The organism is Streptosporangium sp. NBC_01755 (assembly GCF_035917995.1).
Taxonomy (GTDB): Bacteria; Actinomycetota; Actinomycetes; order Streptosporangiales; family Streptosporangiaceae; genus Streptosporangium.
Genome location: NZ_CP109131.1, coordinates 4,651,530 through 4,675,748, shown reverse-complemented (window position 1 = coordinate 4,675,748; position 24,219 = coordinate 4,651,530). Strand labels below are relative to the sequence as shown.

The following is a 24,219-nucleotide window of genomic DNA, read 5'->3' as shown; positions in this document are numbered from 1 at the left end:
GCGCGGCGAGGGTGGTGGAGTGGTTGGGGGCCGCTCACCGGTGTCGCATCGTGCGGGGTGGTGGCGGGCGTTGGGCGGGTGTGGGTGACCGGGGGCGGGCCGGTGGAGCTCCGGGAGGGGGCAAAGCGGGTCATGGCGGGCGTGGAGGCGGGGCCGTGGTGGTGACGATCGGGGATTTTCCATGATCTGGGTGAGTTGGCACGCTGGGGGCGTGCGGATTCACCCAGATCAAGGAAGGCGCCACTGCCACCCCTCGGGTGGGCCGCTTTTCGTGGTGGAAGGCCCGATTCGTCCCCGCGCCCGGCCGAGGGCGACCCGTGACCGGACGCCCCGCGGACCTTCGTACCCCGCACGGCGAGAGCCCCGCACGAGGCGGCGGCGAGCAGCGGCGAGGAGCGGCCCCGAATCCTGCCGCACCGCGGCGGACCCGTACCGATGGGCGGTCTTGGGCCACTCCACTGCCCTCGCTGCGCTTTTGATCTTCGACCCCGCACGACGCGACACCGACGAGCGGCCCTGAACCACTCCACCACCCTCGCCGCGCTTTCACCACGGACAACGCCGCGCTTTTCCACCGTGACCGGCTTACCGGATTCGGATGCTCGTACACCACATCCGTGGACGCGACCACGGGGGACAGATCTTATCGACCGGCTCGATTACGAGTTCCAGATCAGCGGGTGCGGCGGCGTACCAGAGCGGGCAGCCAGGGCGCGATGCCGATAAGGACCAGCAGCGAGAGCAGTGGCATCCGCCACCACCACGAGATGCTCGCCGGTGGCGGGGGCGGCGTGGGCGTCCCCCATGGAGGTGCCTCTGGCCACCTCGGCCGGCTCGCCGGTGTCGGGGTCGACCCGGTGCGGGAGCAGCCTGGTGCGCGGGTCGAGCCGTCGGCGCGCCTCCCGCAGCCAGCGTTCGGCGGTCCCGGCGAACCGGGCCGGCAGCAGCGTGTCGTGCAGCCGCAGCGACGCGATCGCCACGGTCGAGTCGACCGGCCACGCCTGACCGGGATAGGCGGTCAGGTAGGGCGACGCCGAGGCGTCGAACGCCGCGCCGAGCGCGGCGGAGTCGTCGGCGAAGCGGCGCAGCTCGCCCGGATCGCGTTGCCCGGCCGGTTGCAGGCTCAGCACCTGCCCGCGCAGCCAGTTGCTCCAGCCCCGGTAGAAGACACCGTACGAGGGGGTGAGGTCCGGGCTGAACGGGTCGCGGCCGGACGGCGAGTCCAGCCGCTCCAATGCCCACCGTGCCTCCCGCAGCGCCGACGCCCGCTCGCCGGCCGGTTCGCGTATCCCGATCTCGGCCCAGCTCAGGCCGTACAGCGCGTGCAGGAAGAAGTACCCCTCCGGAAACAGCCGCTGCGCCTCGTCACCGGCCCCGCCGTCCAGCGCGGCGCGCAGGAACGTCAACTGCCGCCTGACCCCGGCCGGTTCCTCGGTCGTCCCCGCGGTGGCGGGCGCGACCAGCCGCACCGCCCCCACCAGCGCGCAGACGCCGATCACGACGGCGACCAGCCGACGCGCCCAGCGCAGCACCCGGCGCGTTGTTGATCGCGGCTTGGACATCCGCCGATCTTAGTCCGGCACGCAGAGGCGACGGGAGGCTCCTCGTCCTCGTCCGCTAGCACCTCTCTTGGGCACCCCACTTGAGCTCCGCCCACACAGTGCGGCCTTCCTCGTCGCCCTCGGTGCCCATGTACGTGCTTAACGCAGCGACAATGGCCAATCCCCGCCCGCCTTCGAGCATCTCCCCCCGGACGGGAGAAGGAAGAGCCGGCACCGTAGGCCCTCCGGCGTCCGTTACGGCGATCCGGACGGAATCACCCACCAGCCGGAGCTCGACCGTGAACACGTCGCCACGCGACTTGGTGTGGACTACCGCGTTCGAAGCCAGCTCGGCAAGGCAGGCGATCGCGTCATCCAGGACGGGGCATTCGGCCAGGAGTGCTCCAACAAGTTTGCGGACATCGTGGAGCTGGGCCGGATCACCGGGAAAAGATCTACGCCACGTTACGCCGATCATGATGGGGCCTCCTCGGCACAAGGAGCGCGGTTAACGCACGCCAACGTTCTCATGTCGTTCACAACCTCTCGAACACGGAGAGTAATGAATTGAACACGATGAACTATGGCATGCGCTCTGCAAACCTGCACAGCGGAATCGTGAACTCCTCCCATATGCGTGACAGAGGTGTAACCTTCGACCACTGTCCGTGTATGAGGAAGGAACGGCTGTGAACGCCAAGCGCGGCGTAACCCTGCGATCCCAGTGGCTGGGCAAGCAGCTCCGTGAACTACGGGAGGCGGCCAACCTCACCCTCAAAGAAACCGGCGAGTTCCTTCAACGCGACGGCTCCACGGTCAGCCGCTTCGAAGCCGGTCTGTACCCTGCCCGGACACCGGATGTCATCGCGCTGCTCGACCTGTACGGCGTCACAGGGGAACAACGGCGAGAAGGGCTCATCCGGCTGAGCCGCGACGTCTGGCAGAGCGGCTGGTGGGACAACTACTCCGAGGACCTGTCCCTGAACATCGTCGACTACGCCTGGCTGGAGTCACGCGCTCAGAGGATCAGGTCGTTCGACGCATTCGTCATCCCAGGGCTGCTCCAGACCAGGGAATACATGAACGCCATGATCCGAGCCGAGGAACCCACGGCAGATCCGGAGCAGGTCGACCGCTGGATCAGGTTCCGGCAGACCCGCCAGCAGGTCTTGACCGTGGAGAACGCGCCAAACCTCATCGCGGTTCTCGACGAGGCCACGCTGCGCCGCAGGGTAGGCGGGTCCGAAATCATGTGTGATCAGCTCGCTCAGCTCGTCGCCTCCGCGAACCAGACGAACATCGAGATCCGGGTATTGCCCCTGACCGCGGGCGCTCACGCCAGCCCTGACGGGGCCTTTCGAATCTTCGAACTCCCTGGCCCCTACCCCGCAGTCGCCTATGTCCCGAGCCCCGCTGGTGCGATATACGTAGAAGCCGGAGCCGCCGACAGGCTTACGTCTAAGTTCGACCGCATTTGCAATGATTCGCTCAGCCCAAAGAGGTCCATCGAGCTGATCACAGCGATCGCGGAAAAGTTCCATCAGCCCGCATGAATGGAGCCGCACCGCTCATGTCTGCTCCCGAGCACGCCCCGATTTCCTGGCACATCAGCAGCTTCAGTGCCGACGGTGGCGGCAACTGTGTCGAAGCGGGTCCCGTGAACGACGGCACCGGACGTGTCGCCGTACGGCACAGCAAAGATCCCGATGGACCCGTGATCCACTACACCCGCACGGAATGGGACGCCTTCGTCTCCGGCGTCCGTGCCGGAGAGTTCGACTTCGGTCCGGGACCTGTCTGAAGAACCAAGACGGTTGAGCCGGACCGATTCCGCACCGGTAAGGTTCATCGGGTTCCTCCGGAGCCGCCCACCGGTTCGGGAGCACTCGACTACAGGGACGACGCCTGGCGGTCACTCCCGTGCTGAGCGGGCACCTCGGCCAGTGAGGCCGAGACGGCTGAGGTCTCCTCCTGGCCGAAGGTGATCACCATGTACCTGCCGTTGGCATAGCTGACCACAGGCCGCCCGAGCGTCTCGCCCACCCGGCGGGCGACCGCCTGGAACAGCTCCACCATCTCCGGCGTGTCGGCGCTCACCCTGAACCATCCGTTGGCGACGAGCTGCTGGGCGACCAAGGGGGCGAAGTTCGCCTCGCTCCGGACCCTCTCCTCCGCGCTGAGAGGGGTGCGCCGAGGCGCGGGCGGCGTGCCGAGAGGGTGGGGCATGGCTGATCTCCTTGTGATCGCGGGCCTCCCAGGATGCCAGCCGTGCCTCCCACCCGGGGGCCACGTCAGATGCCGCTGGGGGTCATGGGCTGCATGAGGCGGCGGGCGGCCTCGGTGATGGAGCCGGACAGGGAGGGGTAGACCGCGAAGGTGTGCGCGATCTGGTCGACGGTCAGGCGCTGCTGTACGGCCACCGAGACCGCCAGGATCAGCTCGGAGGCTCGGGGGGCGACCACGACACCGCCGAGGACGATGCCGGTGTGCGGGCGGCAGAACAGCTTCACGAAACCGTCGTTGAAGCCCTGCATCTTGGCGCGGGCGTTGGTGGCCAGCGGCAGCTTGACGATGTTGGCCTCGATCTCGCCGGCCTCGACCGCCCTCTCGGCGACGCCCACGGCGGCGATCTCGGGGTCGGTGAAGATGGCGGAGGCCACGGTGGCCAGGCGGAGCGGCTGCACGGCCTCGCCGAGGGCGTGCCAGACGGCGATCCGGCCCTGCATGGCGGCGACCGAGGCGAGCATCAGGACCCCGGTGCAGTCCCCGGCCGCGTAGACGCCGGGCGCGGAGGTGCGGGAGACCTTGTCGACCTGGATGAAACCGCCCCGATCGAGGGTGACCCCGGCCTCCTCAAGACCGATCCCGGCGGTGTTGGGGACCATGCCGACGGTCATGAGGCAGTGGCTGCCCTCGGCGGTCCGGCCGTCCTCCAGCGTGACGACCACACCGTCCGCGGTGCGCTTGACGGATTCGGCGCGCGAGCGGCCCATGACGTTCATGCCTCGGCGGCGGTAGACCTCTTCGAGGACCTCGGCGGCGTCGGCGTCCTCATTGGGCATCATCCGGTCGCGGGAGGAGACGAGCGTGACCTCCGAGCCCAGCGAGCGGTAGGCGCCCGCGAACTCGGCGCCGGTGACGCCGGAGCCGACCACGATGAGGTGCTCGGGCAGTTCCTCCAGGTCGTACAACTGCCGCCAGGTGAGGATGCGCTCGCCGTCGGGCTCGGCGCCGTTCAGGATACGCGGGGTCGCGCCGGTCGCCACGATGACGACGTCGGCGCGGATCGTCCTGTCTCCGGCCCTGACCACCTGCGGGTCGACCAACCGCCCCGGGGCCTTGATCACCTCGACGCCCTCGGCGGCCAGTCGCGCGGCGATGTCGGCGGACTGCGCCCTGGCGAGATCCTTGACGCGCTTGTTGACCAGCGGCATATCGGCGATGACGCCGCCGACCTCGCCGTCGGGGCCGCCGGTGAAGTGCACGCCGAGCATGCTGGCGTCGAGAAGCGCCTGCTTGCGCGCGGAGGTGGCGATCAGCGTCTTGGAGGGCACGCAGTCGGTGAGCACGCAGGCTCCGCCGGGGCCGTCCTGTTCGACGACGGTGACCTGCGCTCCCAACTGGGCGGCGACCAGCGCAGCCTCGTATCCACCGGGCCCGCCACCAATGATCACTATCCTCGTCACGTACCCTATTCTCCCGCATGGCGGGACCGGCCATCGCTCAGCATCCCTCCCAAAACGCGAAAGTCCTCCAAAACCGCCGTAATTCCACGGGACACCGGCGTGGCTTCGAGGCTGGGTGAGCGTCTCGCGGATCTTCGATTAGTGTTGGCCAACGTGCCTGTCTACGCCGCTTACGGCAGCAACATGGACCCGAAGCAGATGGCCCAGCGGGCCCCTCACTCCCCGATCAGGGGAACGGGCTGGCTCCAGGGCTGGCGTCTGACCTTCGGCGGGAACGATCTCAGCTGGGAGGGCGCCCTCGCCTCCATCGTCGAGGACGCAGCCGAGCAGGTCTTCGTCGTCCTCTACGACGTGCCCGAGTGGGACGAGAGCTCTCTCGACCAGTGGGAGGGTGCGGCGCGCGGCCTCTACCACAAGGTCAGGCTCCGGGTGCAGACCCTGGAGGGCGAGGTCGTGGCGTGGTTCTACGTGCTCGACGGCTACGAGGGTGGGCTGCCCTCGGCCCGCTACCTCGGCATCCTGGCCGAGGCCGCCGAGCGCGCGGGCGCCCCCGACGACTACGTCAAGGAACTACGCGGCCGCCCCTGCACCTCCCTGGGGAGCTAGGCCCTGTATTCCGCACATGACCCCCGATCGACCTGGGGTGATTACCTGCTGCACTGGATCAGGTATAGCTGCTGACCTGCAACGACGCGGCACATACGGAGAACGGGGCTAGCCGTGCTGGAAGAGGACGGACGGGGCGCTCTTCGGCGCCTGTCCGCGGCCGTCCGCCGGACGGCCATGGACAGGTAAGCAGAAAGCGGTACGGAGCGGACGAGACGCCACCGTCGGCCGGTACGCTCGGTGAGGTGAGCAATGATCCCTATGCACTCGCCACGGACGCCGCGGACACGCTGAGGAGCACCGTCGGCGTGGACTCCTTCGACGTCGCGCTGGTGATGGGTTCGGGCTGGGTCCCGGCCGCCGACGCGATCGGCGAGACGATCGCCGAGATCCCGGTGACCGACCTGCCCGGCTTCGCTCCGCCCGCGGTGGCCGGCCACGCGGGCCGGATCCGCGCCGTGCGGACCGGGTCGGGCAAGAACGTGCTGATCTTCCTCGGCCGCACCCACCTCTACGAGGGCCGCGGCGTGGAGCCGGTCGTGCACGGGGTACGGACCGCGATCAGGGCCGGGGCGGGCACGGTCGTGCTGACCAACGCCGCGGGGGGCCTGCGCCCCGAGACCCAGGAGGTCGGCGAGGCGGTGCTGATCAGTGACCACATCAACCTGACCGGTGCCAGCCCGATCACCGGCGCCACCTTCGTCGACCTCACCGACGTCTACACCCCGCGCCTGCGCGAGCTGGCCCGCGAGGCCGACCCTTCGCTGGCCGAGGGCGTCTACGTGGCCTTCCGCGGCCCGACGTACGAGACCCCGGCCGAGGTCCGCATGTGCCGCATCCTCGGTGGCGACATGGTGGGCATGTCCACGGTGCTTGAGGCCATCGCGGCCCGCGAGGGCGGCGCCGAGGTGCTCGGCATCTCCCTGGTCACGAACCCGGGCGCCGGTCTCGTGGGCGAGCCGCTCAACCACGAGGAGGTGCTTGAGGTCGGCCGCGCCACCGCCGCACGCATGGGCGGCCTGCTGGCCAAGGTCGTCGGCAAGCTGTAGGCCCCACAGCCCGGACCACACGGTCTGAGACCACACGGACCACACGATCTGAGACCACACGGACCACACGATCTGAGACCACACGGACCACACGATCTGAGACCACACGGACCACACGGTCTGAGACCACAGCCCGGACCACACGGTCTGGGACCCCCTGGCCGGGAACCGGTCAGAGGAAGCACCCGGCTTTCAAGAATCACCCTGGTTTCAAGGGTTCAACCGGCGACGGGCCCAGGCCCGAGAGGTGACAATGAGCAGCGATCTCGCGGGGCTCGCCCGTTCCTGGCTGGCCCAGGACCCCGACCCCGACACGCGCGCGGAGCTGGCCGAACTGCTGGAGAGCGGCGACGGTGACGCGCTGCGCGAGCGGTTCGGCTCGAAGCTGGAGTTCGGCACCGCCGGGCTCCGCGGCGAGCTGGGCGCCGGCCCCAATCGGATGAACCGGGTGACGGTCATGCGTGCCGCCGCCGGTCTGGCCCGCGTCCTCGGTCCCGGCAGGCATGTCGTGATCGGCTACGACGCCCGGCACAAGTCCGACCTCTTCGCCCGCGACACCGCGGCCGTGCTCACCGGGGCCGGACTGCGCGCCTCGGTCCTCCCGGCGCCGCTGCCCACGCCCGTGCTGGCCTTCGCGGTCCGCCACCTCGGCGCCGACGCGGGCGTGACCGTCACCGCCAGCCACAACCCGCCCCGCGACAACGGCTACAAGGTCTACTGGGGGGACGGCTCGCAGATCGTGCCGCCGATCGACGCGGAGATCTCCGCCGCCATCGACGCGGTCGGGCCGGTCTCCGAGCTGCCCCTCGGCTCCCCTGACGACCCCGCCTGGACCGCGCTGGACGACGGCGTCGTGGCCGCCTACCTGGAGGCGGTGACCGCGCTCCCGATCGGCGGCGCCCGCGAGCTGCGGGTGGCGTACACCCCGCTGCACGGCGTGGGCGGCGACACCCTGGCCAGGGCCTTCGCCGCCGCCGGGTTCGACGCGCCGGCCATCGTCGAGGCCCAGGCCGAGCCCGACCCCGACTTCCCCACCGTCGCCTTCCCCAACCCGGAGGAGCCCGGCGCGATGGACCTCGCACTGGAGCTGGCGGAGCGGGTCGGCGCCGACCTGATCCTGGCCAACGACCCCGACGCCGATCGCTGCGCGGTCGGTGTGCCGCTGCCTGGCGGTGGCTACCGGATGCTGACCGGCGACGAGGTGGGCGCCCTGCTGGGCGAGCACGTGATCGGGCAGACCTCCGGCGAGGACCGCCTGGTGGCGACCACCATCGTCTCCTCGTCGCTGCTCGGCAAGATCGCTGCCGGGCACGGGGTGCGCTACGCCGAGACCCTGACCGGCTTCAAATGGATCATGAAGGCCGGCCCGGGCCTGCTCTTCGGGTACGAGGAGGCGCTGGGGTACAGCGTCGGCTCCGACCTCGGGCTGCCCGTGCACGACAAGGACGGCATCGGCGCGGCGCTGACCGTCGCCGGGCTGGCCGCCCAGGCCAAACTCGACGGCCGTACCCTGCTCGACCTCCTCGACGACCAAGCTCGCCGCTACGGCCTGCACGCCACGTCCCAGCTCTCGGTCCGGGTGGACAACCTGTCCCTGATCACCGGCGCCATGACCCGCCTGCGCACCACCCCGCCGGTGGAACTCGGGGGCCGCAAGGTCGAGTCCACCGACGACCTGATCGAGGGCTCCGCCGACCTCCCGTCCACCGACGGCCTGCGCTACCGCCTGTCCGGCGACGCCCGCGTCGTCGTCCGCCCCTCGGGCACCGAGCCCAAGCTCAAGTGCTACCTGGAGGCCGTCGTCCCGGTCACCGGTGAGGTGTCCGAGGCACGGGAGCGGGCCGCGCGGGACCTCGACGCGCTGAAGTCGGGCCTGGCCGACGTCCTCGGCCTGACAGCAGGACAGTAGCCGCAGTCGGGCCTGGCCGACGTCCTCGGCCTGACGGCGGGACAGTAGCCGCCAGGCGCGACAGGCCGGGGGCCGGGGTCGGCCATCCGGTTCACGGGCCGGGGTCAGACGGCGCGGCGGGGGGCGACCAGCAGCGCGCTGCCGTTCCGGTGGACGTCGATGGCGCAGCCGTACACCTCGCTGAGGGTCTCCGAGGCCAGGACCCGGTCCGGGGAGCCGTCGGCGACGAGCCGCCCGCCGGACATGACCAGCACCCGGCCGGCGTAGGCGGCGGCGAGGTTGAGGTCGTGCAGGACGACCACCACCGCGTCCCCCGCCGCCGCCCGCTCACGGGCGACGCACATGACCTGCTCCTGGTGGCGCAGGTCCAGGGCCGCGGTCGGCTCGTCCAGCAGCAGGATCGGGGCACTCTGGACCAGGACCCGGGCCAGTGAGACCCGGGCCTGCTCACCGCCCGACAGGGTGGGGTAGGTCCGCCCGGCCAGGTGCGCGACGTCGGTCACCTCCATGGCCCGGGCGAGGATCTCCTCCTCCTCGTGGGCGGGACGGCGGGAGCCGTACAGGCCCATGGCGACCACCTCGGCGACGGTGAACGGGAAGGCCAGCGTGACCCGCTGCGGCAGCACCGCGCGCAGCCGCGCCAGCGCGGCCGGGCGCAGCGCGCGCACCGGCCGGCCAGCCAGGGTGACCGCGCCGTGTGTCGCGGGCACGTCCCCGGCCAGGACGGACAGCAGCGATGACTTGCCTGCGCCGTTCGGCCCGGCGATCGCCACCAGTTCGCCGGGCGCCACCCGCAGCGACACGTCGTCGAGCAGCCGGGCGGAGCCTGCGGTGAGGGACACCCCGGAAACGTCGATCATGCCCATCCTCCCTGCTGGGATCGGGTACGGCGGAGCAGCCAGAGGAAGAACGGGCCGCCGATGAGCGCGGTGAGCACGCCGATCGGCAGTTCGGCGGGGATCGCCAGCGTCCGGGCCGCCAGGTCGGCCGCGAGCAGCACGACGGCTCCGGCTAACGCCGAGGCGGGCAGCAGGACGCGGTGCCCCGGCCCGGCGGCCAGCCGGATGAGGTGCGGGACGACCAGGCCGACGAAGCCAATGATCCCGGCGGCCGCGACGGCGGCGCCGGTCAGCAGCGCGGCCAGCAGGATCACCCCGACGCGGACCCGCTCGGTGTCCACTCCCAGGTGCCGGGCCCCGCGCTCCCCCAGCGCCAGCACGTCCAGCGCTCGCGCGAAGAAGGGGATCAGCACCAGCCCCGCCGCGGTGAACGGGGCGACCGCCGCGACCACCGGCCAGGTCGCGCCGCCGATGCTGCCCAGGCTCCAGAAGGAGATCGAGCGGAGCTCGGCGTCGTCGGCCAGGAAGGTCAGCAGGCCGACGATCGCCCCGGCGACGGCATTGATCGCGATACCGGTGAGGACCAGGGTGACCACCTCGGTCCTGCCTCCGGACCGGGAGAGCAGGTAGACGGCGAAGGTGGCGATCAGACCGCCGAGGAAGGCGGCCACGGTCACCGACCACTCCCCGAAGGCGCTCACGCCCAGCACGATCGCGCCGATCGCACCGACGGCCGCGCCGGAGGAGACGCCGATGACGCCGGGTTCGGCGAGCGGGTTGCCGAAGACGCCCTGCATGGCGGCCCCGGCGACGCCGAGCGCGGCCCCGATGAGCACGGAGAGCACCACGCGCGGGAAGCGGATCTGCCAGAGCACCGCGTCGTGCGGTCCCGAGCCACCGAAGACCGAGGCGGCCACCTCCCCGAGGGGGACCGGGACGGCGCCGATCCCCGCCGACGCGACGCAGAGCGTGGCGAGCAGCACCGCCAGGGCGGGGATCAGCGCCTTCCTGAGCACCACGCGGCCGGATCGGGGTGTGGACGGCCGCGCCGGCGTCCCCCCGGTCTGGCCGCGGGCGGCGGCGGGTGCGCTGTGGGACGCCTCCGCCACGGTCTGTGCGGGGTTCACTTCGCCTGGAAGGCCGTGACGAGCTTGCCGATGGCCTGCCCGGTGCGCGGGCCCATACCGAGCAGTTCCAGGTCGTCCAGCGACACGATCCGCTTGTTCTTGCCGGCCGGGGTTTCGGCGACGCCGGGCAGCTTGAGCAGGCCGTCCACGCCGCCGACCGACTCCAGGCCCATCTTCATCACCAGGATGTGGTCGGGGGCGGCCTTCACCATGGCCTCGGCGGTGATCGGCTTGTATCCCTGGACGCCGGCGCCGGTGCCCGCGTCCTCGGCCCCGGCGGCGGCGATCATGGCGTCGGCGCGGGTGCCCGTGCCGCCGATCTGGTAGGTCTTGGACTGGCCGCGCAGGTAGAGGAAAGCGACCCGGGGCTTCTCCGTGCCCGCGGCCGCCGCCTTGGCCCTGGCCGCGTCGATCTCGGACTTGGTCTTGGCCGCCAGCTCGGCGCCCTTGTCCGGCACACCTAGCGCCTTGCCGATGAGCTCGATCTTGGCGGGGACCTCGTCCACGCCGCCGGCGCCGGAGGGCACCATGACGACAGGGATCCCGGCCCCCTTGAGCTGCTCGATGACCGGCGGCGGGCCGGCCTCCTCGGTGCCGAGTAGCACGGTCGGCTTGAGCGAGAGGATGCCCTCGGCGGCCAGCGCGCGCTGGTAGCCGATCTGCGGCTTCTGCCGCGCCTCGGGCAGCCCCATCGCGGACAGGTCCACGCCCACGACCCGGTCGGCCAGGCCCAGCGCGAACACGATCTCGGCCACGTCGCTGGTCAGCGGGATGATCTTTGAAGCGTCCTTGACCTCGACGCTGGATCCGTCTGCGGACTGCACGGTCACCGGAAGCCCCTGGGCCGCGGGGGCAGTCGAGGCAGCCGGGGCCGATGTCTCGGGTGCGGCTTCCGCCGAGGTCTCCGCCGTGCTCCCGCACCCGGCCAGGACGACCGTTCCCACAGCCAGTAGGGCGATCAAACCGCGCTTCATGCTTCTGCCTTCCCGCGGGCCCGCACATCGACGGACTCGCCGACCCCGATGTCCGCCGTACCGCGGAACGTGACGCCACCGTCGTCGAGCGGCAGCTCGGCCGGGAAACCCGCGAACTCGGCGGGCCGCCGGCAGATAGGCGCCTTGACACGTTCCAGAAGTACGACTTCCGGGTCATCTCACTTAAAAGTTAAGGTAAGCCTAAACTCAATTAGGCAAGCCTAACCTAATCAGGCCGCCCTCTGAGCGTCAAGATATACGGCCAGAAAAAGGATGAAACGCCCATATCCTCCTCGGGCGGTATTCGAGCACCAAGACGGGCGACGCACCGCTCGCGGAGCACCGCGGCGGGTGGTCCACCGGGTTCGAAGCATCGGGACGCGCGGTCTACCGGCTGCGGAGCACCGCGACAGACGGACCGTCGGTCACGAAAGCACCACGACAGACGGCCCGCCGGTCACGAAAGCACCACGACAGACGGCCCGCCGGTCACGAAGGCACCAGGATGGACGGCCCGCCGGTTGCGACGTATCGGGACAGGCCGGAACGGCCGCCCCTCCGGCGCCTCGGCCCGCTCAGTGAGCGGCCTTCAACGGCCGCGGGAGGAGCCGTCAGGCGACGAAGGCGGCGACCACGAGAGCGAGCGCGAGCACCAGGGCGACCAGGGCACTCGGCGCCCAGGTGACTTTGAGCCCGTCATTCCCGGTTCCGGTCTCGGACCCGTTCTCGGTCCCGGTCTCGGACCCGGTCACTGCCGCAGCCCCGTTCCCGGTTCCGTTCTCGGTCACTGCCGCGGTCCCGGTCCCGTTCTCGGTCTCGGTCTCGGGCACTGCCGCGGTCCCGGCCACGGAGGCCGTCCGCTGGGCGGCCTCGGCGCGTTCGGTGATCTGCTCGGCCACCCAGTCGGCGTGCGTCTTGCCCGCCATCGCCTCGTCAGCAGCCTGCTCGGCCTTCGAACGGACCGGCTCGGTCCTGAAGCGACCCCGGGCGGGCGCGGGCCTTCCCTTGCGCGCGGCCGCCGCCCGCTCGCGGGCCGAGGTCTGCGGCGCCCAGCAGCGGACGCTCCGGCCGCCGGAGGTGATCGTGATCGAGTGCGAGACCGTGACCTCGTCCACTCCGCTCCAGGGTACGAAGGCGTTCCGCAGCGGGTTGCGGACCAGCACCCCCTCCTCGGACATGACGATCACCGGGCGCAGGCAGGTGACGAAGACCAGCGCGGTCAGCACCCCCAGCACCGCCGCGGCGACCATCGAGGGACGGCCGTTGTAGCGGACGACCAGGTCCACCGCGTTGTACGCGGCGAACACCATCCAGAGCCAGCCGACGATCATCGCGAGGTTGGAGCGGAACACCTGCTTCATGGGAGAAGGCTCACTTCACTCGTACGAGCCCGGTCACGCCTGCCACTTGAGGCGCGCGAAACCGGGCTTGATGACGCCGTTGATGAGCGCCAGGCGCTCGTCGAACGGCAGGAACGCGGACTTCATGGCGTTGACCGTGAACCACAGCATGTCGTCCCAGTCGTAGCCGAACGCCTCCGACAGCTTGGCGAACTCCTCGGAGAGGCTCGTACCGCTCATCAACCGGTTGTCGGTGTTGACGGTCACCCGGAAGTTCAGCCGACGCAGCAGGCCGATCGGGTGCTCGGCGATGGAGGCCGCCGCACCGGTCTGCAGGTTGGAGGTCGGGCACATCTCCAGCGGGATGCGCTTGTCCCGGACGTAGGCCGCCAGGCGGCCCAGCTTGGGCTCGCCGTCATCGGAGACGGAGATGTCGTCGATGATCCGGACGCCGTGGCCGAGCCGGTCCGCGCCGCACCACTGGATCGCCTGCCAGATCGACGGCAGGCCGAAGGCCTCACCGGCGTGGATGGTGAAGTGGGCGTTCTCCCGCTGGAGGTATTCGAAGGCGTCGAGATGACGGGTGGGAGGGTAGCCCGCCTCCGCGCCGGCGATGTCGAACCCGGCCACCCCGGCGTCGCGGTAGCGGACCGCCAGCTCGGCGATCTCCATGGACCTGGCCTGGTGGCGCATGGCGGTGAGCAGGGTGCCCACCCGGATGCCCCGCCCCTTGGAACCGGCCCTGAAACCCTCCTGCACCGCCTCGATGACCTCTTCGAGGCTCAGCCCCCTGGAGGTGTGCTGCTCGGGCGCGTAACGCACCTCGGCGTAGACGATGCCGTCGTCGGCCAGGTCCTCGGCACACTCGGCGGCGACCCTGACCAGCGACTCGCGCGTCTGCATGACGCCGACCGTGTGGTCGAAGGTCTCCAGGTAGCGCACCAGCGAGCCGGAGTCGGCGGCCTCCCTGAACCAGGCGCGCAGGCTGTCGGCGTCGGTCGTCGGCAACCTGTCGTAGCCGGAGTCGCGGGCCAGCTCGATGATGGTCTCCGGCCGGAGCCCTCCGTCGAGGTGGTCGTGGAGCAACACCTTCGGAGCCAGACGGATCTGCTCAAAAGTGGGTAGCTGACTCATCTACATCCTTCCAGCGGGGAGACCTCGACTTTAGTCACGGGGACGGGGTGCGGCGCGGTCCCGCGTGTTTCGGGTGACGTGTTCACGACCGGCCCATCGCGCGTAAGGGCCGGGACCCTCGGCTCTGGCATGGCCGAGGGTCCCGGAGCCGCGGACCTGGTCGACGTCGTACGGGCGGCTAGTCGTCGCGGTTGGCGGTCTCGGGAGAGAAGGCGGGCAGGCAGACGGCGACGTATTCGGCGCCGTCGGGGCCCGAGCTGTAGCGGATCCGCTCCCCCGGCTCGCACGTGAACACCTGCCCCGCGCCGACCTCGGTGGTGCCCCCGTCGTGCTCCACGACGACCGTTCCGCTGAGCACCAGGGTGTACTCGGCGAACTCCGGGGTCTGGGCGGGCTCCTCCCACCCCGCTGGGGCGATCATGCGTGCGATCGAGATCCGATCGTCGCCGCTGTTGACCCGGCCGACGTATTCGTCGATCGTCTTGCCCCCCGGAACGGGAATCCGCGTCGCGCTGTCGATTTTGCGTACCATCAGACCAGTCTGTCACTGGTCTCGGGGTGCGGCGCCTCTCAGTTCGCGACGTCGATGACCAGCCGGTTCGGGCTCTTCTGCTCCAGCACCCGGAACGGCGCCCTGCGGTCGAGGACGATGCCCACGCTCACCACGGCCTCGAAGTCGCCCGTCTTGACCACGTGCTGGACGTTGCCGAGCTGCGCCTGGAACACCGGCCCGCCCGTCCAGGTCGTCTTGCCCGCCTCGGTGTGCGCGACGGCGGGGTTCATCGTCAGCTGGAGGTAGGCACCGCCCTTGACGTCGACCCGGTCGCCGGAGCCGTCCTGGACGAGCTCGGGCACCCACCGCACCGTGTAGCCGGGCAGGTCTCCCTTGAGGTCGATCACTACGCGGTCGAACCCCTGATGCTGGGCGAACCGGGCCCCGGTGACCGTCGGCGGGGTGCCGGCGGCGCGGTCGACCTTGATCTCCTTGGTGCTCATCGGGGGCTGCAACTCGGCCGGCGCGGCGGAGGGCGTGGCGGTCGGCGTGACCACCGGGGCCGTGGCCGCCGGGGCCCCGGTGGACGGGGGCGCGGTCTGGGTGGCCGAGCCGCAACCGGCCAGCAGGAAGAGGGGGACGAGCGCGAGGGAAACGAGGGTGCGGTTCATGTTGAGCCTCCTGCCCCGTTAGATGCCCAGGTCTCCGGAGAGGTTCACCCTCTGCCGTCCACATGCGCCCCGAGAAGATCCTGACAGCTTGTCGAAGGGCGAGTCAAGTACCGCGATCATGGTAAGACCCGCGGCGATTCGCGGCACACGGCCGTGAAGTCGGGGCGAGCGGTGCGGAGGCAGCGGGGATGCCGCCGCCGGGCCCCGGTATCCGGCGGTTGAGCAGGCCGGAGGCCAGTCCCTGCTCGTCGGCGATGTGGTCCCAATCGGGGTATGTGGCCCGGGCTCGGTCGTCGGTGAACACGAACCTGACTCGGTTCGGCGGCCGGGCGGCCAAACCGTCAGGCCGTGATGCGGTCGATCACCAGGGGGAGCAGGTCCGGATCGGCGCTCTCCCCGACGGTGTAGGCGCCCTCCAGGGCGGCGAGTGCCCGCTCGAAGCGGAAGGTCTCGTCCGCGTGCAGCGTCATCAGCGGCTGCCCCTCACGGACGAGGTCCCCCGGCTTGGCGTGCAGCACGATGCCCGCGCCGAACGACACCGGGTCCTCCTTGCGCTCCCGGCCCGCGCCGAGCCGCCAGGCCGCCAGGCCCACGCCGTACGCGTCGAGCCTGGACAGCACGCCGGACGCGGGCGCGGTGACCTCCATGGTCTCGGCGGCCCTGGGCAGCAGGGCGTCCGGATCGCCCCCCTGAGCGGAGATCATCCGGCGCCAGGCGTCCATCGCCGAGCCGTCCGCGAGGGCCCGCTCGGGGTCCTTGCCCCCGGACAGGCCCGCCGCCTGAAGCATCTCCCGCGCCAGCCGTACGGTCAGCTCGACCACGTCGGCGGGCCCGCCTCCGGCGAGCACCTCGACCGACTCGGTGACCTCCAGCGCGTTGCCCACGGCCCTGCCCAGCGGCCGGTCCATGGCGGTCAGCAGCGCGACCGTGTTGACTCCGGCGTCGGTGCCCAGCGCGACCATGGTCATGGCCAGCTCGCGGGCCCGCTCAGGAGTCTTCATGAAGGCCCCGGAGCCGACCTTGACGTCGAGCACCAGCGCACCGGTACCCTCCGCGATCTTCTTCGACATGATCGAGGAGGCGATCAGCGGGATCGACTCGACCGTACCGGTGACGTCGCGGAGCGCGTACAGCTTCTTGTCGGCCGGGGCGAGCCCGTCGCCCGCCGCGCAGATGACCGCGCCGGCCTTGCCGAGCACGTCGAGCATCTCGTCGTTGGACAGGGACGCCTGCCAGCCGGGGATGGACTCCAGCTTGTCCAGGGTGCCGCCGGTGTGGCCGAGCCCCCGGCCGGACAGCTGGGGCACGTGCCCCCCGCACGCGGCGACCAGCGGAGCCAGCGGCAGCGTGATCTTGTCACCGACGCCGCCGGTGGAGTGCTTGTCCGTGGTGGGTCCCGGCAGCGCCGACCAGTCCATCCGCGCCCCGGAACGGATCATGGCCTGGGTCCACTCGGCGATCTCCCGCCGGTTCATACCGTTGAGCAGGATCGCCATCGCGAGCGCGGACATCTGCTCGTCGGCGACGACGCCCTTGGTGTAGGCGTCGATCACCCAGTCGATCTGCTCCGCCGACAGCTCCCCGCCGTCCCGCTTGGTGACGATGACGTTGATCGCGTCCATGCTCAGGCCCCCCGGCTCAGGTCGTCGGGCCCGAAGGCGTACGGAAGGATCTCCGACATCGTCTTCGGGCCGTCGATGGTCTCCAGCAGCAGCTCGGGACCGCCGAACTCGTACAGCAGCTGGCGGCACCTGCCGCACGGCATGAGCAGTTCCTCGTGCCCGTCGACACAGGTGAACGCGACGAGACGGCCGCCGCCCGTGGCCTGGAGCGCGGAGACCAGCCCGCACTCGGCGCACAGTCCGATGCCGTAGGAGGCGTTCTCGACGTTGCAGCCGGACACGATCCGCCCGTCGTCCACCAGGGCGGCGGCGCCGACCGGGAACTTCGAGTAGGGGGCGTAGGCGTGCCCCATGGCCCGCACCGCCTCGGCCTTGAGGGCAGTCCAATCGATCGACACCATCAGTGTTGCTCCCCCCGGCGGTAGCGCACGCCGTCCGCCTGTGGCATGCGCAGGCTCTGCGAAGCCGCGGAAAGCACCAGCAGGGTCAGCACGTGCGGTGTGATGAAGACGAATTCGTTGGGCAGCTTGTCGACGGTCATCCAGAGCCAGATCAGCACCACGGCGGCGAGCACGGCCGCCACCGCGGCCGTGTACTGCCTGACACCGGGCTCTCCCGCGGCCAGACGCCTGCGGACCTCGTGGCCGGTGTAGATCAGCAGCAGCAGGGCGCCGAAGAGCAGCAGGCCGGTGACCGCCTGGGAGCTGCGGAGCTGGAGGCCGTCGGCATAGCCGAACAGGGAGGCTCCGATGGCGAGGCCGCCCGGCCGCCAGTTACCGAAGATCATCGCCGCCAGCCCGATGAACCCCCGGCCCGCGGTCTGCCCCTCGACGTACTTGGTGGTGACGAAGACCAGGAACACGCCGCCGAGACCGGCCAGCGCGCCGGAGATGACCGTCGCGACGTACTTGGTCCGGTAGACGTTGACACCCAGCGACTCCGCCGCCCACGGGTTCTCGCCGCACGAGCGCAGCCGGAGCCCGAAGGAGGTACGCCACAGGACGAAGAACGTCAGCGGGATCAGGGCCACGGCCAGGATGACCAGGACGTTCACGTCGTGCGTGAGGCCGCGCAGGATCCCGGCGACGTCGGAGAGCAGGAACCAGTGCGTGTTCTCCAGCTTCCCGAGCAGGTCGGGGCCGTCGGAGAGGATCGGCAGGCTGACGCTCGGGGCGTCCGAGGAGAGTGTGGGCGAGGAGGTGATGCCCGCGCCCTTCTCGCCCGCGACCGTGCCCTGCGCGTACAGCACCTCGGACAGGAAGCGGGTGACGCCGGGGCCCAGGAGGTTGATCGCCACACCGCTGATGATGTGGTCGACGCCGAACGTCACGGTCGCGATCGCGTGGATCAGGCCGCCGATCGCCCCGCCGGCCAGGCCGGCGAGCAGCGCCGCGGTGGCCCCCCACTGGTAACCGGCCCATCCGGCGAACCAGGTGCCGAGCACCATCATGCCTTCGAGACCGATGTTGACGATGCCCGCGCGCTCGGCCCACAGCCCGCCGAGACCGGCCAGCCCGATGGGGACGGCGAGCAGCAGGGCCGCCGAGAAGGTTCCCGAGGACGTGAGTTCGGGCGCGCCCGCCACGGTCCGGGCCAGGGAGAGCAGCAGGATGAGCGCCGCCACCCCGAGGAGCGCCAGGTGGTAGCGGCGTACGCGGCGGGCTTCCGAGGATGCCACGGACGTGGTCATGCGGCCACCTCTGCTTGCTGAGTGGTACCGAGTTGGCGGGCGGCCCGCCGTTCTTCCTGACGTATCGACATCCTGCTGGTGACCTCGTTGGCGATCACGACCATGAGCACGATCGTGCCCTGGATGATGGCGACGACCGAGGGCGGGATGTCGGCGAACTGCAGGGGCGCGGCCGCACGGTCGAGGAAACCGAAGAGCAGCGCGGCCACCGCGATGCCGACGGGCTTGTTCCTACCCAGCAGCGCGACCGCGATACCGAGGAAGCCGAGGCCCGCGGTGAAGTTCGAGCCGTAGGCGTGGGTGCGGCCGAGTATCTCCGGCAGGCCGATCAGACCGGCGATCGCGCCGGAGAGGACCATCGCGGAGATCACCATGCGCTTGGGGTCGACCCCGGAGGCGAGGGCCGCCGAGGCGTTGAGGCCGCTGGCCCTGACGTCGAAGCCGAACCGGGTGCGTTCGAGGACCACCCAGATGACCACACCGACACCGATCGCCACCGCGAGGAATCCCCACAGCCCACTGCGCGGGGCCGGCAGGCCGAACATCTCGAACAGGAAGTTCAGGTTGGGGAACCACGCGGACTCCGGAAGTTCCGGAGTGGACGTCGTCAGCTTCCCCTCCGTGCGCTCCCCCGCGAACGGGCCTCGGACGAGGAAGGCGGCGAGGTTGATCGCGATGTAGTTGAGCATGATCGTGGAGATCACCTCGTTCACCCCCCGCGTCACCTTGAGCATCGCGGGGATGAACGCGTAGAGCCCGCCCACCAGCATCGCGACCACAATGATCACCGCGATCTGGATCGGCGCGGGGAGCATGAACTGGGATCCCACGAAGGCGGCGACGATCGCCGCGATCCGGTACTGCCCCTCGACACCGATGTTGAAGAGGTTCATCCGGAAGCCGATGGCGACCGCGAGGCCCGCGATGAACAGCGGGACGGCGCGGTTGACGATGAAGGTGAGGGAGTTGACCACCTGTGGTTGGGTGTCGCCGAAGTCGAACATCGCCCCCAGAGCGGTGACCGGGCTGGCGCCGGCGGCCAGGATCGCGATGCTCGAAACCCCGACGGCGAGCAGCACCGCCACCACCGCACCCGCCACGGTCAGCAGCGTGCGTTGCAGCCTCGCGGGCATCATGACCTCTCCTCCGCGATGGCACCGGTCATGTATCCGCCGAGTTGTTCGGGGGTGACCTGGCCTGGGTCGAGGCGGGCCACCATGCGCCCGCCGTAGATGACGTGGAGGGTGTCCGACAGGCCGATCAGCTCGTCGAGGTCGGCCGAGATCAGCAGCACCGCGAGGCCGCCCGCGCGGGCGGCGCGCAGGTGGTCCCAGATAGCGGCCTGTGCGCCGACGTCCACTCCCCGGGTCGGATGGGCGGCGATGAGGAACTTCGGGTCGCCGCTCATCTCACGTCCGACGATCAGCTTCTGCTGGTTTCCGCCGGAGAGCGCCAGGGCGAGGGTGTCGATGCTCGGGGTACGGACGTCGTACTCGCGCACGATGCGCTCGGTGTCCTTGCGCGACGCCGCGCGGTTCACCCAGATTCCCTTGCGGGCGGGCTTCCTGGTCTGGTGGCCGAGCACCCGGTTCTCCCACAGGGACGCCTCAAGCAGGAGCCCCTGGCGGTGCCGGTCCTCCGGAATGTAGCCGATGCCGGACTCACGGCGGCGGAGCGTGGACCAGGCGGTGATGTCCTCCGCACCGAGGATGATCTGCCCGCCGTCGAGCGTCTGCAGGCCCATGATGGCCTCGATCAACTCGGACTGGCCGTTGCCCTCGACCCCCGCGATGCCCAGGACCTCACCGGCGTGGACCGTGAAGCTGACATCGGAAAGGAGAGGTTTGGCTCCCGCTCCCTGAAGCGTCGCGTCACGCACGTCGAGGACGACGCGGTCGGTGACCGTGGAGTCCCTGGTCTCCGGGGTGGGCAGCTCGCTGCCGACCATCAGCTCGGCGAGCTGCCTGGCCGTCACGGAACCGGGGTCGACGCTGGCGACGGTGGTGCCGCGCCGGATCACCGTGATGGCGTCGGCGATGCTCAGCACCTCGTCGAGTTTGTGCGAGATGAAGATGACCGTGAGGCCGTCGGCCTTGAGCTCGCGCAGGTTGGCGAAGAGCTCCTCGACCTCCTGGGGTACGAGGACGGCCGTCGGCTCGTCGAGGATGAGGACGCGCGCGCCCCGGTAGAGGACCTTGAGGATCTCCACCCGCTGCCGGTCGCCGACGCCGAGTTCCTCGACCATCCGGTCGGGGTCGACCCGCAGACCGTGATCTCCCGCGAGCTGGACGATGCGCTTACGCGCGCCCTTCACATCCAGGACGCCGGCCTTCGCGGGCTCGGCGCCGAGGATGATGTTCTCCAGCACCGTCAGGTTGTCGGCGAGCATGAAGTGCTGGTGCACCATTCCGATCCCGGCCGCGATCGCGTCGCCGGGGGTCCGGAAGGTGACTTCCGCACCGTTGACGTAGATCTTGCCCTCGTCGGGTCTCTGCATGCCGTACAGGATCTTCATCAGCGTGGACTTGCCCGCGCCGTTCTCTCCCACGATGGCATGCACGGAACCGGACTCGATGACGATCCGGATGTCGTGGTTGGCGACGACGCCGGGAAAGCGCTTGGTGATTCCCTCCAGCTGTACCGCGGGGGGCGCCTCGGCCGGGGTGTCCGAGCTCGTCGACAATGCGTTCTCCTGAAGAACCAACCGGCTCACGGATCGTGATCAAGACAGGGAGAAGCCCGGGGTCACCCCCGGGCTCTCGAAAGTCGTTCCCCGCCCCCTTTTTCCGAGGGGGCGGGGAACAGGCTTACGGCTTCGAGGGAACGGTGATCGAACCGTCGACGATCTTCTTCTTGGCCTCGTCGACCTTGGCGGTGACGTCGTCGATGAAGCCACCGGAGGTGGACAGGCCGACGCCGTCGACCTTCAGGTCGTAGATGCTGTTGGTGCCACCCTTGGCGCCACCCTGGAACGCCTTGATGAACTCGAACACGCCGACGTCGACCCGCTTGAGCATCGAGGTCATGATGACCTTCTTGAGGTCGGCCTCCTTGACCGTCTCGTACTGGTCGGAGTCGACGCCGATGGCCTGCTTGCCCGCCGCGGCGGCAGCCTGGAAGACCCCCAGGCCGGAGTCGCCGGAGGCGTGGTAGACGATGTCCGCGCCGTCCTGGTACATCTTCTCCGCGGCGATCTTGCCCTTGTCCGGAGCCTTGAAGCCGCTGAAGTCGCCGTCGGGGGTCAGGTACTTGATGTCGACCTTGATGTCCGACTTGATTGACTTCGCACCAGCTTCGAACCCGGCCTGGAACTTCTTGATCAGGTCGTTCTCGACGCCGCCGACGAACCCGAGGTGCTTCGCCTTGCTCTTCTCGGCCGCCGCCACACCCGCGAGGTAGGAGCCCTGCTCCTCCGCGAAGAGCAGACCGGTCACGTTCGGCCCGTTGGAAGCCGAGTCGACCACCGCGAACTGGATGTCGGGGAACTCGGCGGCGGCCTTCTGGATGTCCTCGCCGTAGGCGAAGCCGACGCCGACGATCGGGTTGTAGCCCGCCTCGGCCAGCTGGCGAAGCAGCTCACCGCGGTTGGAGCCGTCGGCCGCCGGGCTGAGGTCCTTGATCTCGGCGCCGAGTTCCTTCTGCGCGCGCTCCAGGCCGGCGTAGGCGGAGTCGTTGAAGGACTTGTCCCCGCGACCGCCGACGTCGTAGGCCAGGCCGACCTTCAGTCCGGACGCCTGAGGTGCCTCGCTGCTCGCCCCTGCGCTCGCCGCCGGGCTGGCCGCCGTATCCGTACCGCCGCCACAGGCGGCCGCTGCCATGAGCATGGCCCCCGCCGCGGTGGCCATCGTCATCTTGCCGAACTGACTGCGGAGCAAGGTGACTCCTCCGTCCTCTTCGCCGTACCGAATTTGTGCACGCGCGAAGAAACGCACGGCAACCCTGGACGGAATGTAGTTGGTCGGATAGAGCACTCCAAACCATCACTCAAGTCCGCAACCTGCCTGTTACCGACCTCAAGCGAGACTGTGACCAGAGAGGACTTCGCCCCCGACATCTTTTCGGAGGATCAAGGCTCCGAACATCGGCCCACCGGCCTCTCCCCCCCGGTCGCCTCCCCTTCGGAAACGCCCGGTGCTTGTGACCAATCTCTCCGTTCCGGCTCCTGGTTCGGCCGTCGGTTCCGTGGGATGCACAACGGGCCCGGCGGGGCAGCCCAACCCCACCGGACCCGTATGGTCTCAACGCGTCAGTTGTCGGCCTTCAGTGCCTTCAGCGCCATCAGGGCCTCGCCCGCGACGGGGCGCTGCCCCTCCCAGAGCGCGGTCAGCGCGGTCGCCGCGAGGAAGCGCACCCCGGTGCCGATGGCACTCTCGTCCACATCGAAGGTGCCCTGGTGGATGTCGGCCAGGTGCGCCGTCCCCGGCTCGCGGGTGCCGAGCCTGGCGAACGCGCCGGGGATGGACTCCAGGTACCAGCCGAAGTCCTCACCCCCCAGGCTCTGCTCCGTCGGCACGGAGGAACCCTCGCCGAGCACACCCTCCGCGGCCTCGGCCAGCATCTGCACGCTGACCTTGTCGTTGACCACCGGCGGCACGCCGCGCGCGTAGTCCATCTCGGCCTCGACGCCGTACGCGCCGGCGACCGACTCCAGCAGCGATTTGATCATGTCGGGGGCCGCGTGCCAGGCCGCCTCGTCCAGGCAGCGCACGGTGCCCTCGGCGATGCCGTCGTCCGGGATGGCGTTGGCCACCGAGCCCGCCTCCACCCGGCCCCAGACCAGGCTGAGCGAGGATCGGGGGTCGACCCGGCGCGAGAGCGCGGCGGGCAACTCCGTGAGGATCTTGGCGAGCGCGAAGACGAGGTCGGCGGTGAGGTGCGGCCTGGCGGTGTGCCCGCCGGGACCGCTCACCCGGATCGTGACCCTGTCGCAGGCCGAGGTGATGGGACCGGCTTTAAGGCCGACCTTGCCGACGTCCAGCCGGGGGTCGCAGTGCAGGCCGAAGATGCGGTCGACGCCGCTGATGCCGCCGGAGGCCATGACCTCCAGCGCACCGCCGGGAAGCTCCTCGGCGGGCTGGAAGATCAGCCGGACCCTGCCGGGCAGCAGGCCGGCCTCGGCCTGCTGGGCGAGGAAGAGCGAGGTGCCGAGCAGGACCGCGGTGTGCACGTCGTGGCCGCAGGCGTGGCACACGCCGGGGACCGTCGAGCTGTAGGAGACGTCTTTCTCGTCCGGCACCGGCAGCGCGTCGATGTCGGCCCTCAGCGCCACGGTCGGGCCGTCGCCGCTGCCGACGTCGCAGAGCAGGCCGGTGCCGCGCGGCAGCACCGAGGGGGCCAGTCCAGCGGCGGTCAGGCGCTCGGCGATGCGCTGCGTCGTGCGGTATTCGGCGAACGCGAGCTCGGGATGCATGTGCAGGTCTCGACGGAAGTTGATCAGTTCCTGCTCGCGACCGGCGAGGAACGTGTCGAGTTCTCCCCGCAAATTACGCCCCCGCATTGCTCACCGTCCTATTCCGCGCCGGCGGTCCGGAATCCTCG

At 70.1% G+C, this 24,219-nt stretch carries 23 protein-coding genes; 5 read left to right on the top strand and 18 right to left on the bottom strand.

Going from position 1 to position 24,219, the window contains the following annotated elements; translation table 11 throughout:
• Positions 1 to 659 precede the first annotated feature (659 nt).
• Together OG884_RS22515 and OG884_RS22510 are read right to left on the bottom strand one after the other, a co-directional pair.
• On the bottom strand, positions 660 to 1,562 hold the full coding sequence (locus OG884_RS22515) for a hypothetical protein (protein WP_326635855.1): 903 nt from the start codon (positions 1,560 to 1,562) through the stop codon (positions 660 to 662).
• 55 nt (positions 1,563 to 1,617) lie between these two features.
• Positions 1,618 to 2,019: an ATP-binding protein gene (locus OG884_RS22510; RefSeq protein WP_326635854.1), complete on the bottom strand. Its 402-nt coding sequence runs from the start codon at positions 2,017 to 2,019 to the stop codon at positions 1,618 to 1,620.
• Between the two features lie 211 nt (positions 2,020 to 2,230).
• On the opposite strand from OG884_RS22510, the gene OG884_RS22505 reads away from it, so the two are divergent.
• Positions 2,231 to 3,094 (top strand): helix-turn-helix domain-containing protein, encoded by an 864-nt coding sequence (locus tag OG884_RS22505; RefSeq protein WP_326635853.1) that lies wholly within the window; start codon positions 2,231 to 2,233, stop codon positions 3,092 to 3,094.
• Positions 3,095 to 3,111: 17 nt separating this feature from the next.
• Positions 3,112 to 3,342 (top strand): DUF397 domain-containing protein, encoded by a 231-nt coding sequence (locus tag OG884_RS22500; RefSeq protein WP_326635851.1) that lies wholly within the window; start codon positions 3,112 to 3,114, stop codon positions 3,340 to 3,342.
• A gap of 89 nt (positions 3,343 to 3,431) precedes the next feature.
• On the opposite strand, the gene OG884_RS22495 is transcribed toward OG884_RS22500, so the two are convergent.
• A complete protein-coding gene (locus OG884_RS22495; RefSeq protein ID WP_326635849.1) occupies positions 3,432 to 3,767 on the bottom strand; it encodes a hypothetical protein in 336 nt (111 codons plus the stop codon).
• A gap of 65 nt (positions 3,768 to 3,832) precedes the next feature.
• Positions 3,833 to 5,227, bottom strand: coding sequence for an NAD(P)H-quinone dehydrogenase (locus OG884_RS22490; protein WP_326635847.1), 1,395 nt, complete (start codon positions 5,225 to 5,227; stop codon positions 3,833 to 3,835).
• Between the two features lie 153 nt (positions 5,228 to 5,380).
• On the opposite strand from OG884_RS22490, the gene OG884_RS22485 reads away from it, so the two are divergent.
• From OG884_RS22485 to OG884_RS22475, 3 genes are all read left to right on the top strand, one after another.
• Positions 5,381 to 5,833, top strand: a complete 453-nt coding sequence (locus tag OG884_RS22485) for a gamma-glutamylcyclotransferase (RefSeq protein ID WP_326635846.1) — start codon at positions 5,381 to 5,383, stop codon at positions 5,831 to 5,833.
• A gap of 245 nt (positions 5,834 to 6,078) precedes the next feature.
• The gene (locus tag OG884_RS22480) at positions 6,079 to 6,882 is read left to right on the top strand and encodes a purine-nucleoside phosphorylase (RefSeq protein WP_326635845.1); all 804 of its coding nucleotides are present in this window, start codon (positions 6,079 to 6,081) and stop codon (positions 6,880 to 6,882) included.
• Positions 6,883 to 7,135: 253 nt separating this feature from the next.
• Positions 7,136 to 8,791, top strand: coding sequence for a phospho-sugar mutase (locus tag OG884_RS22475; RefSeq protein ID WP_326635843.1), 1,656 nt, complete (start codon positions 7,136 to 7,138; stop codon positions 8,789 to 8,791).
• A gap of 104 nt (positions 8,792 to 8,895) precedes the next feature.
• On the opposite strand, the gene OG884_RS22470 is transcribed toward OG884_RS22475, so the two are convergent.
• The 14 genes from OG884_RS22470 to OG884_RS22405 all read right to left on the bottom strand — a co-directional run bounded on the left by OG884_RS22470 (position 8,896) and on the right by OG884_RS22405 (position 24,178).
• Positions 8,896 to 9,651, bottom strand: a complete 756-nt coding sequence (locus OG884_RS22470) for a heme ABC transporter ATP-binding protein (RefSeq protein ID WP_326635842.1) — start codon at positions 9,649 to 9,651, stop codon at positions 8,896 to 8,898.
• Positions 9,648 to 10,757, bottom strand: coding sequence for a FecCD family ABC transporter permease (locus tag OG884_RS22465; protein WP_442811503.1), 1,110 nt, complete (start codon positions 10,755 to 10,757; stop codon positions 9,648 to 9,650). The genes OG884_RS22470 and OG884_RS22465 overlap by 4 nt, the downstream gene beginning before the upstream one ends.
• A complete protein-coding gene (locus OG884_RS22460; protein ID WP_326635840.1) occupies positions 10,754 to 11,731 on the bottom strand; it encodes a heme/hemin ABC transporter substrate-binding protein in 978 nt (325 codons plus the stop codon). Before OG884_RS22460 ends, OG884_RS22465 begins: the two co-directional genes overlap by 4 nt.
• Positions 11,732 to 12,342: 611 nt before the next feature.
• Positions 12,343 to 13,092: a hypothetical protein gene (locus OG884_RS22455; RefSeq protein WP_326635836.1), complete on the bottom strand. Its 750-nt coding sequence runs from the start codon at positions 13,090 to 13,092 to the stop codon at positions 12,343 to 12,345.
• A 33-nt stretch (positions 13,093 to 13,125) separates the two neighbouring features.
• Entirely contained in the window at positions 13,126 to 14,205 is a 1,080-nt protein-coding gene (locus tag OG884_RS22450; RefSeq protein ID WP_326635835.1) for an adenosine deaminase, read from the bottom strand.
• A gap of 178 nt (positions 14,206 to 14,383) precedes the next feature.
• Entirely contained in the window at positions 14,384 to 14,737 is a 354-nt protein-coding gene (locus tag OG884_RS22445) for a cupin domain-containing protein (protein ID WP_326635834.1), read from the bottom strand.
• A 38-nt stretch (positions 14,738 to 14,775) separates the two neighbouring features.
• Positions 14,776 to 15,369 carry an AMIN-like domain-containing (lipo)protein gene (locus OG884_RS22440; protein ID WP_326635832.1) on the bottom strand — a complete coding sequence of 198 codons (594 nt, stop codon included), beginning with the start codon at positions 15,367 to 15,369 and terminating at the stop codon, positions 14,776 to 14,778.
• 341 nt (positions 15,370 to 15,710) lie between these two features.
• Positions 15,711 to 16,991 (bottom strand): thymidine phosphorylase, encoded by a 1,281-nt coding sequence (locus OG884_RS22435; protein ID WP_326635831.1) that lies wholly within the window; start codon positions 16,989 to 16,991, stop codon positions 15,711 to 15,713.
• Between the two features lie 2 nt (positions 16,992 to 16,993).
• The gene (locus tag OG884_RS22430; protein ID WP_326635829.1) at positions 16,994 to 17,392 is read right to left on the bottom strand and encodes a cytidine deaminase; all 399 of its coding nucleotides are present in this window, start codon (positions 17,390 to 17,392) and stop codon (positions 16,994 to 16,996) included.
• A complete protein-coding gene (locus OG884_RS22425) occupies positions 17,392 to 18,681 on the bottom strand; it encodes an ABC transporter permease (protein WP_326635827.1) in 1,290 nt (429 codons plus the stop codon). Before OG884_RS22425 ends, OG884_RS22430 begins: the two co-directional genes overlap by 1 nt.
• Entirely contained in the window at positions 18,678 to 19,817 is a 1,140-nt protein-coding gene (locus OG884_RS22420; protein WP_326635825.1) for an ABC transporter permease, read from the bottom strand. Before OG884_RS22420 ends, OG884_RS22425 begins: the two co-directional genes overlap by 4 nt.
• Positions 19,814 to 21,364 (bottom strand): ABC transporter ATP-binding protein, encoded by a 1,551-nt coding sequence (locus OG884_RS22415; protein ID WP_326635823.1) that lies wholly within the window; start codon positions 21,362 to 21,364, stop codon positions 19,814 to 19,816. Before OG884_RS22415 ends, OG884_RS22420 begins: the two co-directional genes overlap by 4 nt.
• A gap of 124 nt (positions 21,365 to 21,488) precedes the next feature.
• The gene (locus tag OG884_RS22410) at positions 21,489 to 22,556 is read right to left on the bottom strand and encodes a BMP family lipoprotein (protein ID WP_326635821.1); all 1,068 of its coding nucleotides are present in this window, start codon (positions 22,554 to 22,556) and stop codon (positions 21,489 to 21,491) included.
• A gap of 371 nt (positions 22,557 to 22,927) precedes the next feature.
• Positions 22,928 to 24,178 (bottom strand): M20 family metallopeptidase, encoded by a 1,251-nt coding sequence (locus tag OG884_RS22405; protein WP_326635820.1) that lies wholly within the window; start codon positions 24,176 to 24,178, stop codon positions 22,928 to 22,930.
• Positions 24,179 to 24,219 lie beyond the last annotated feature (41 nt).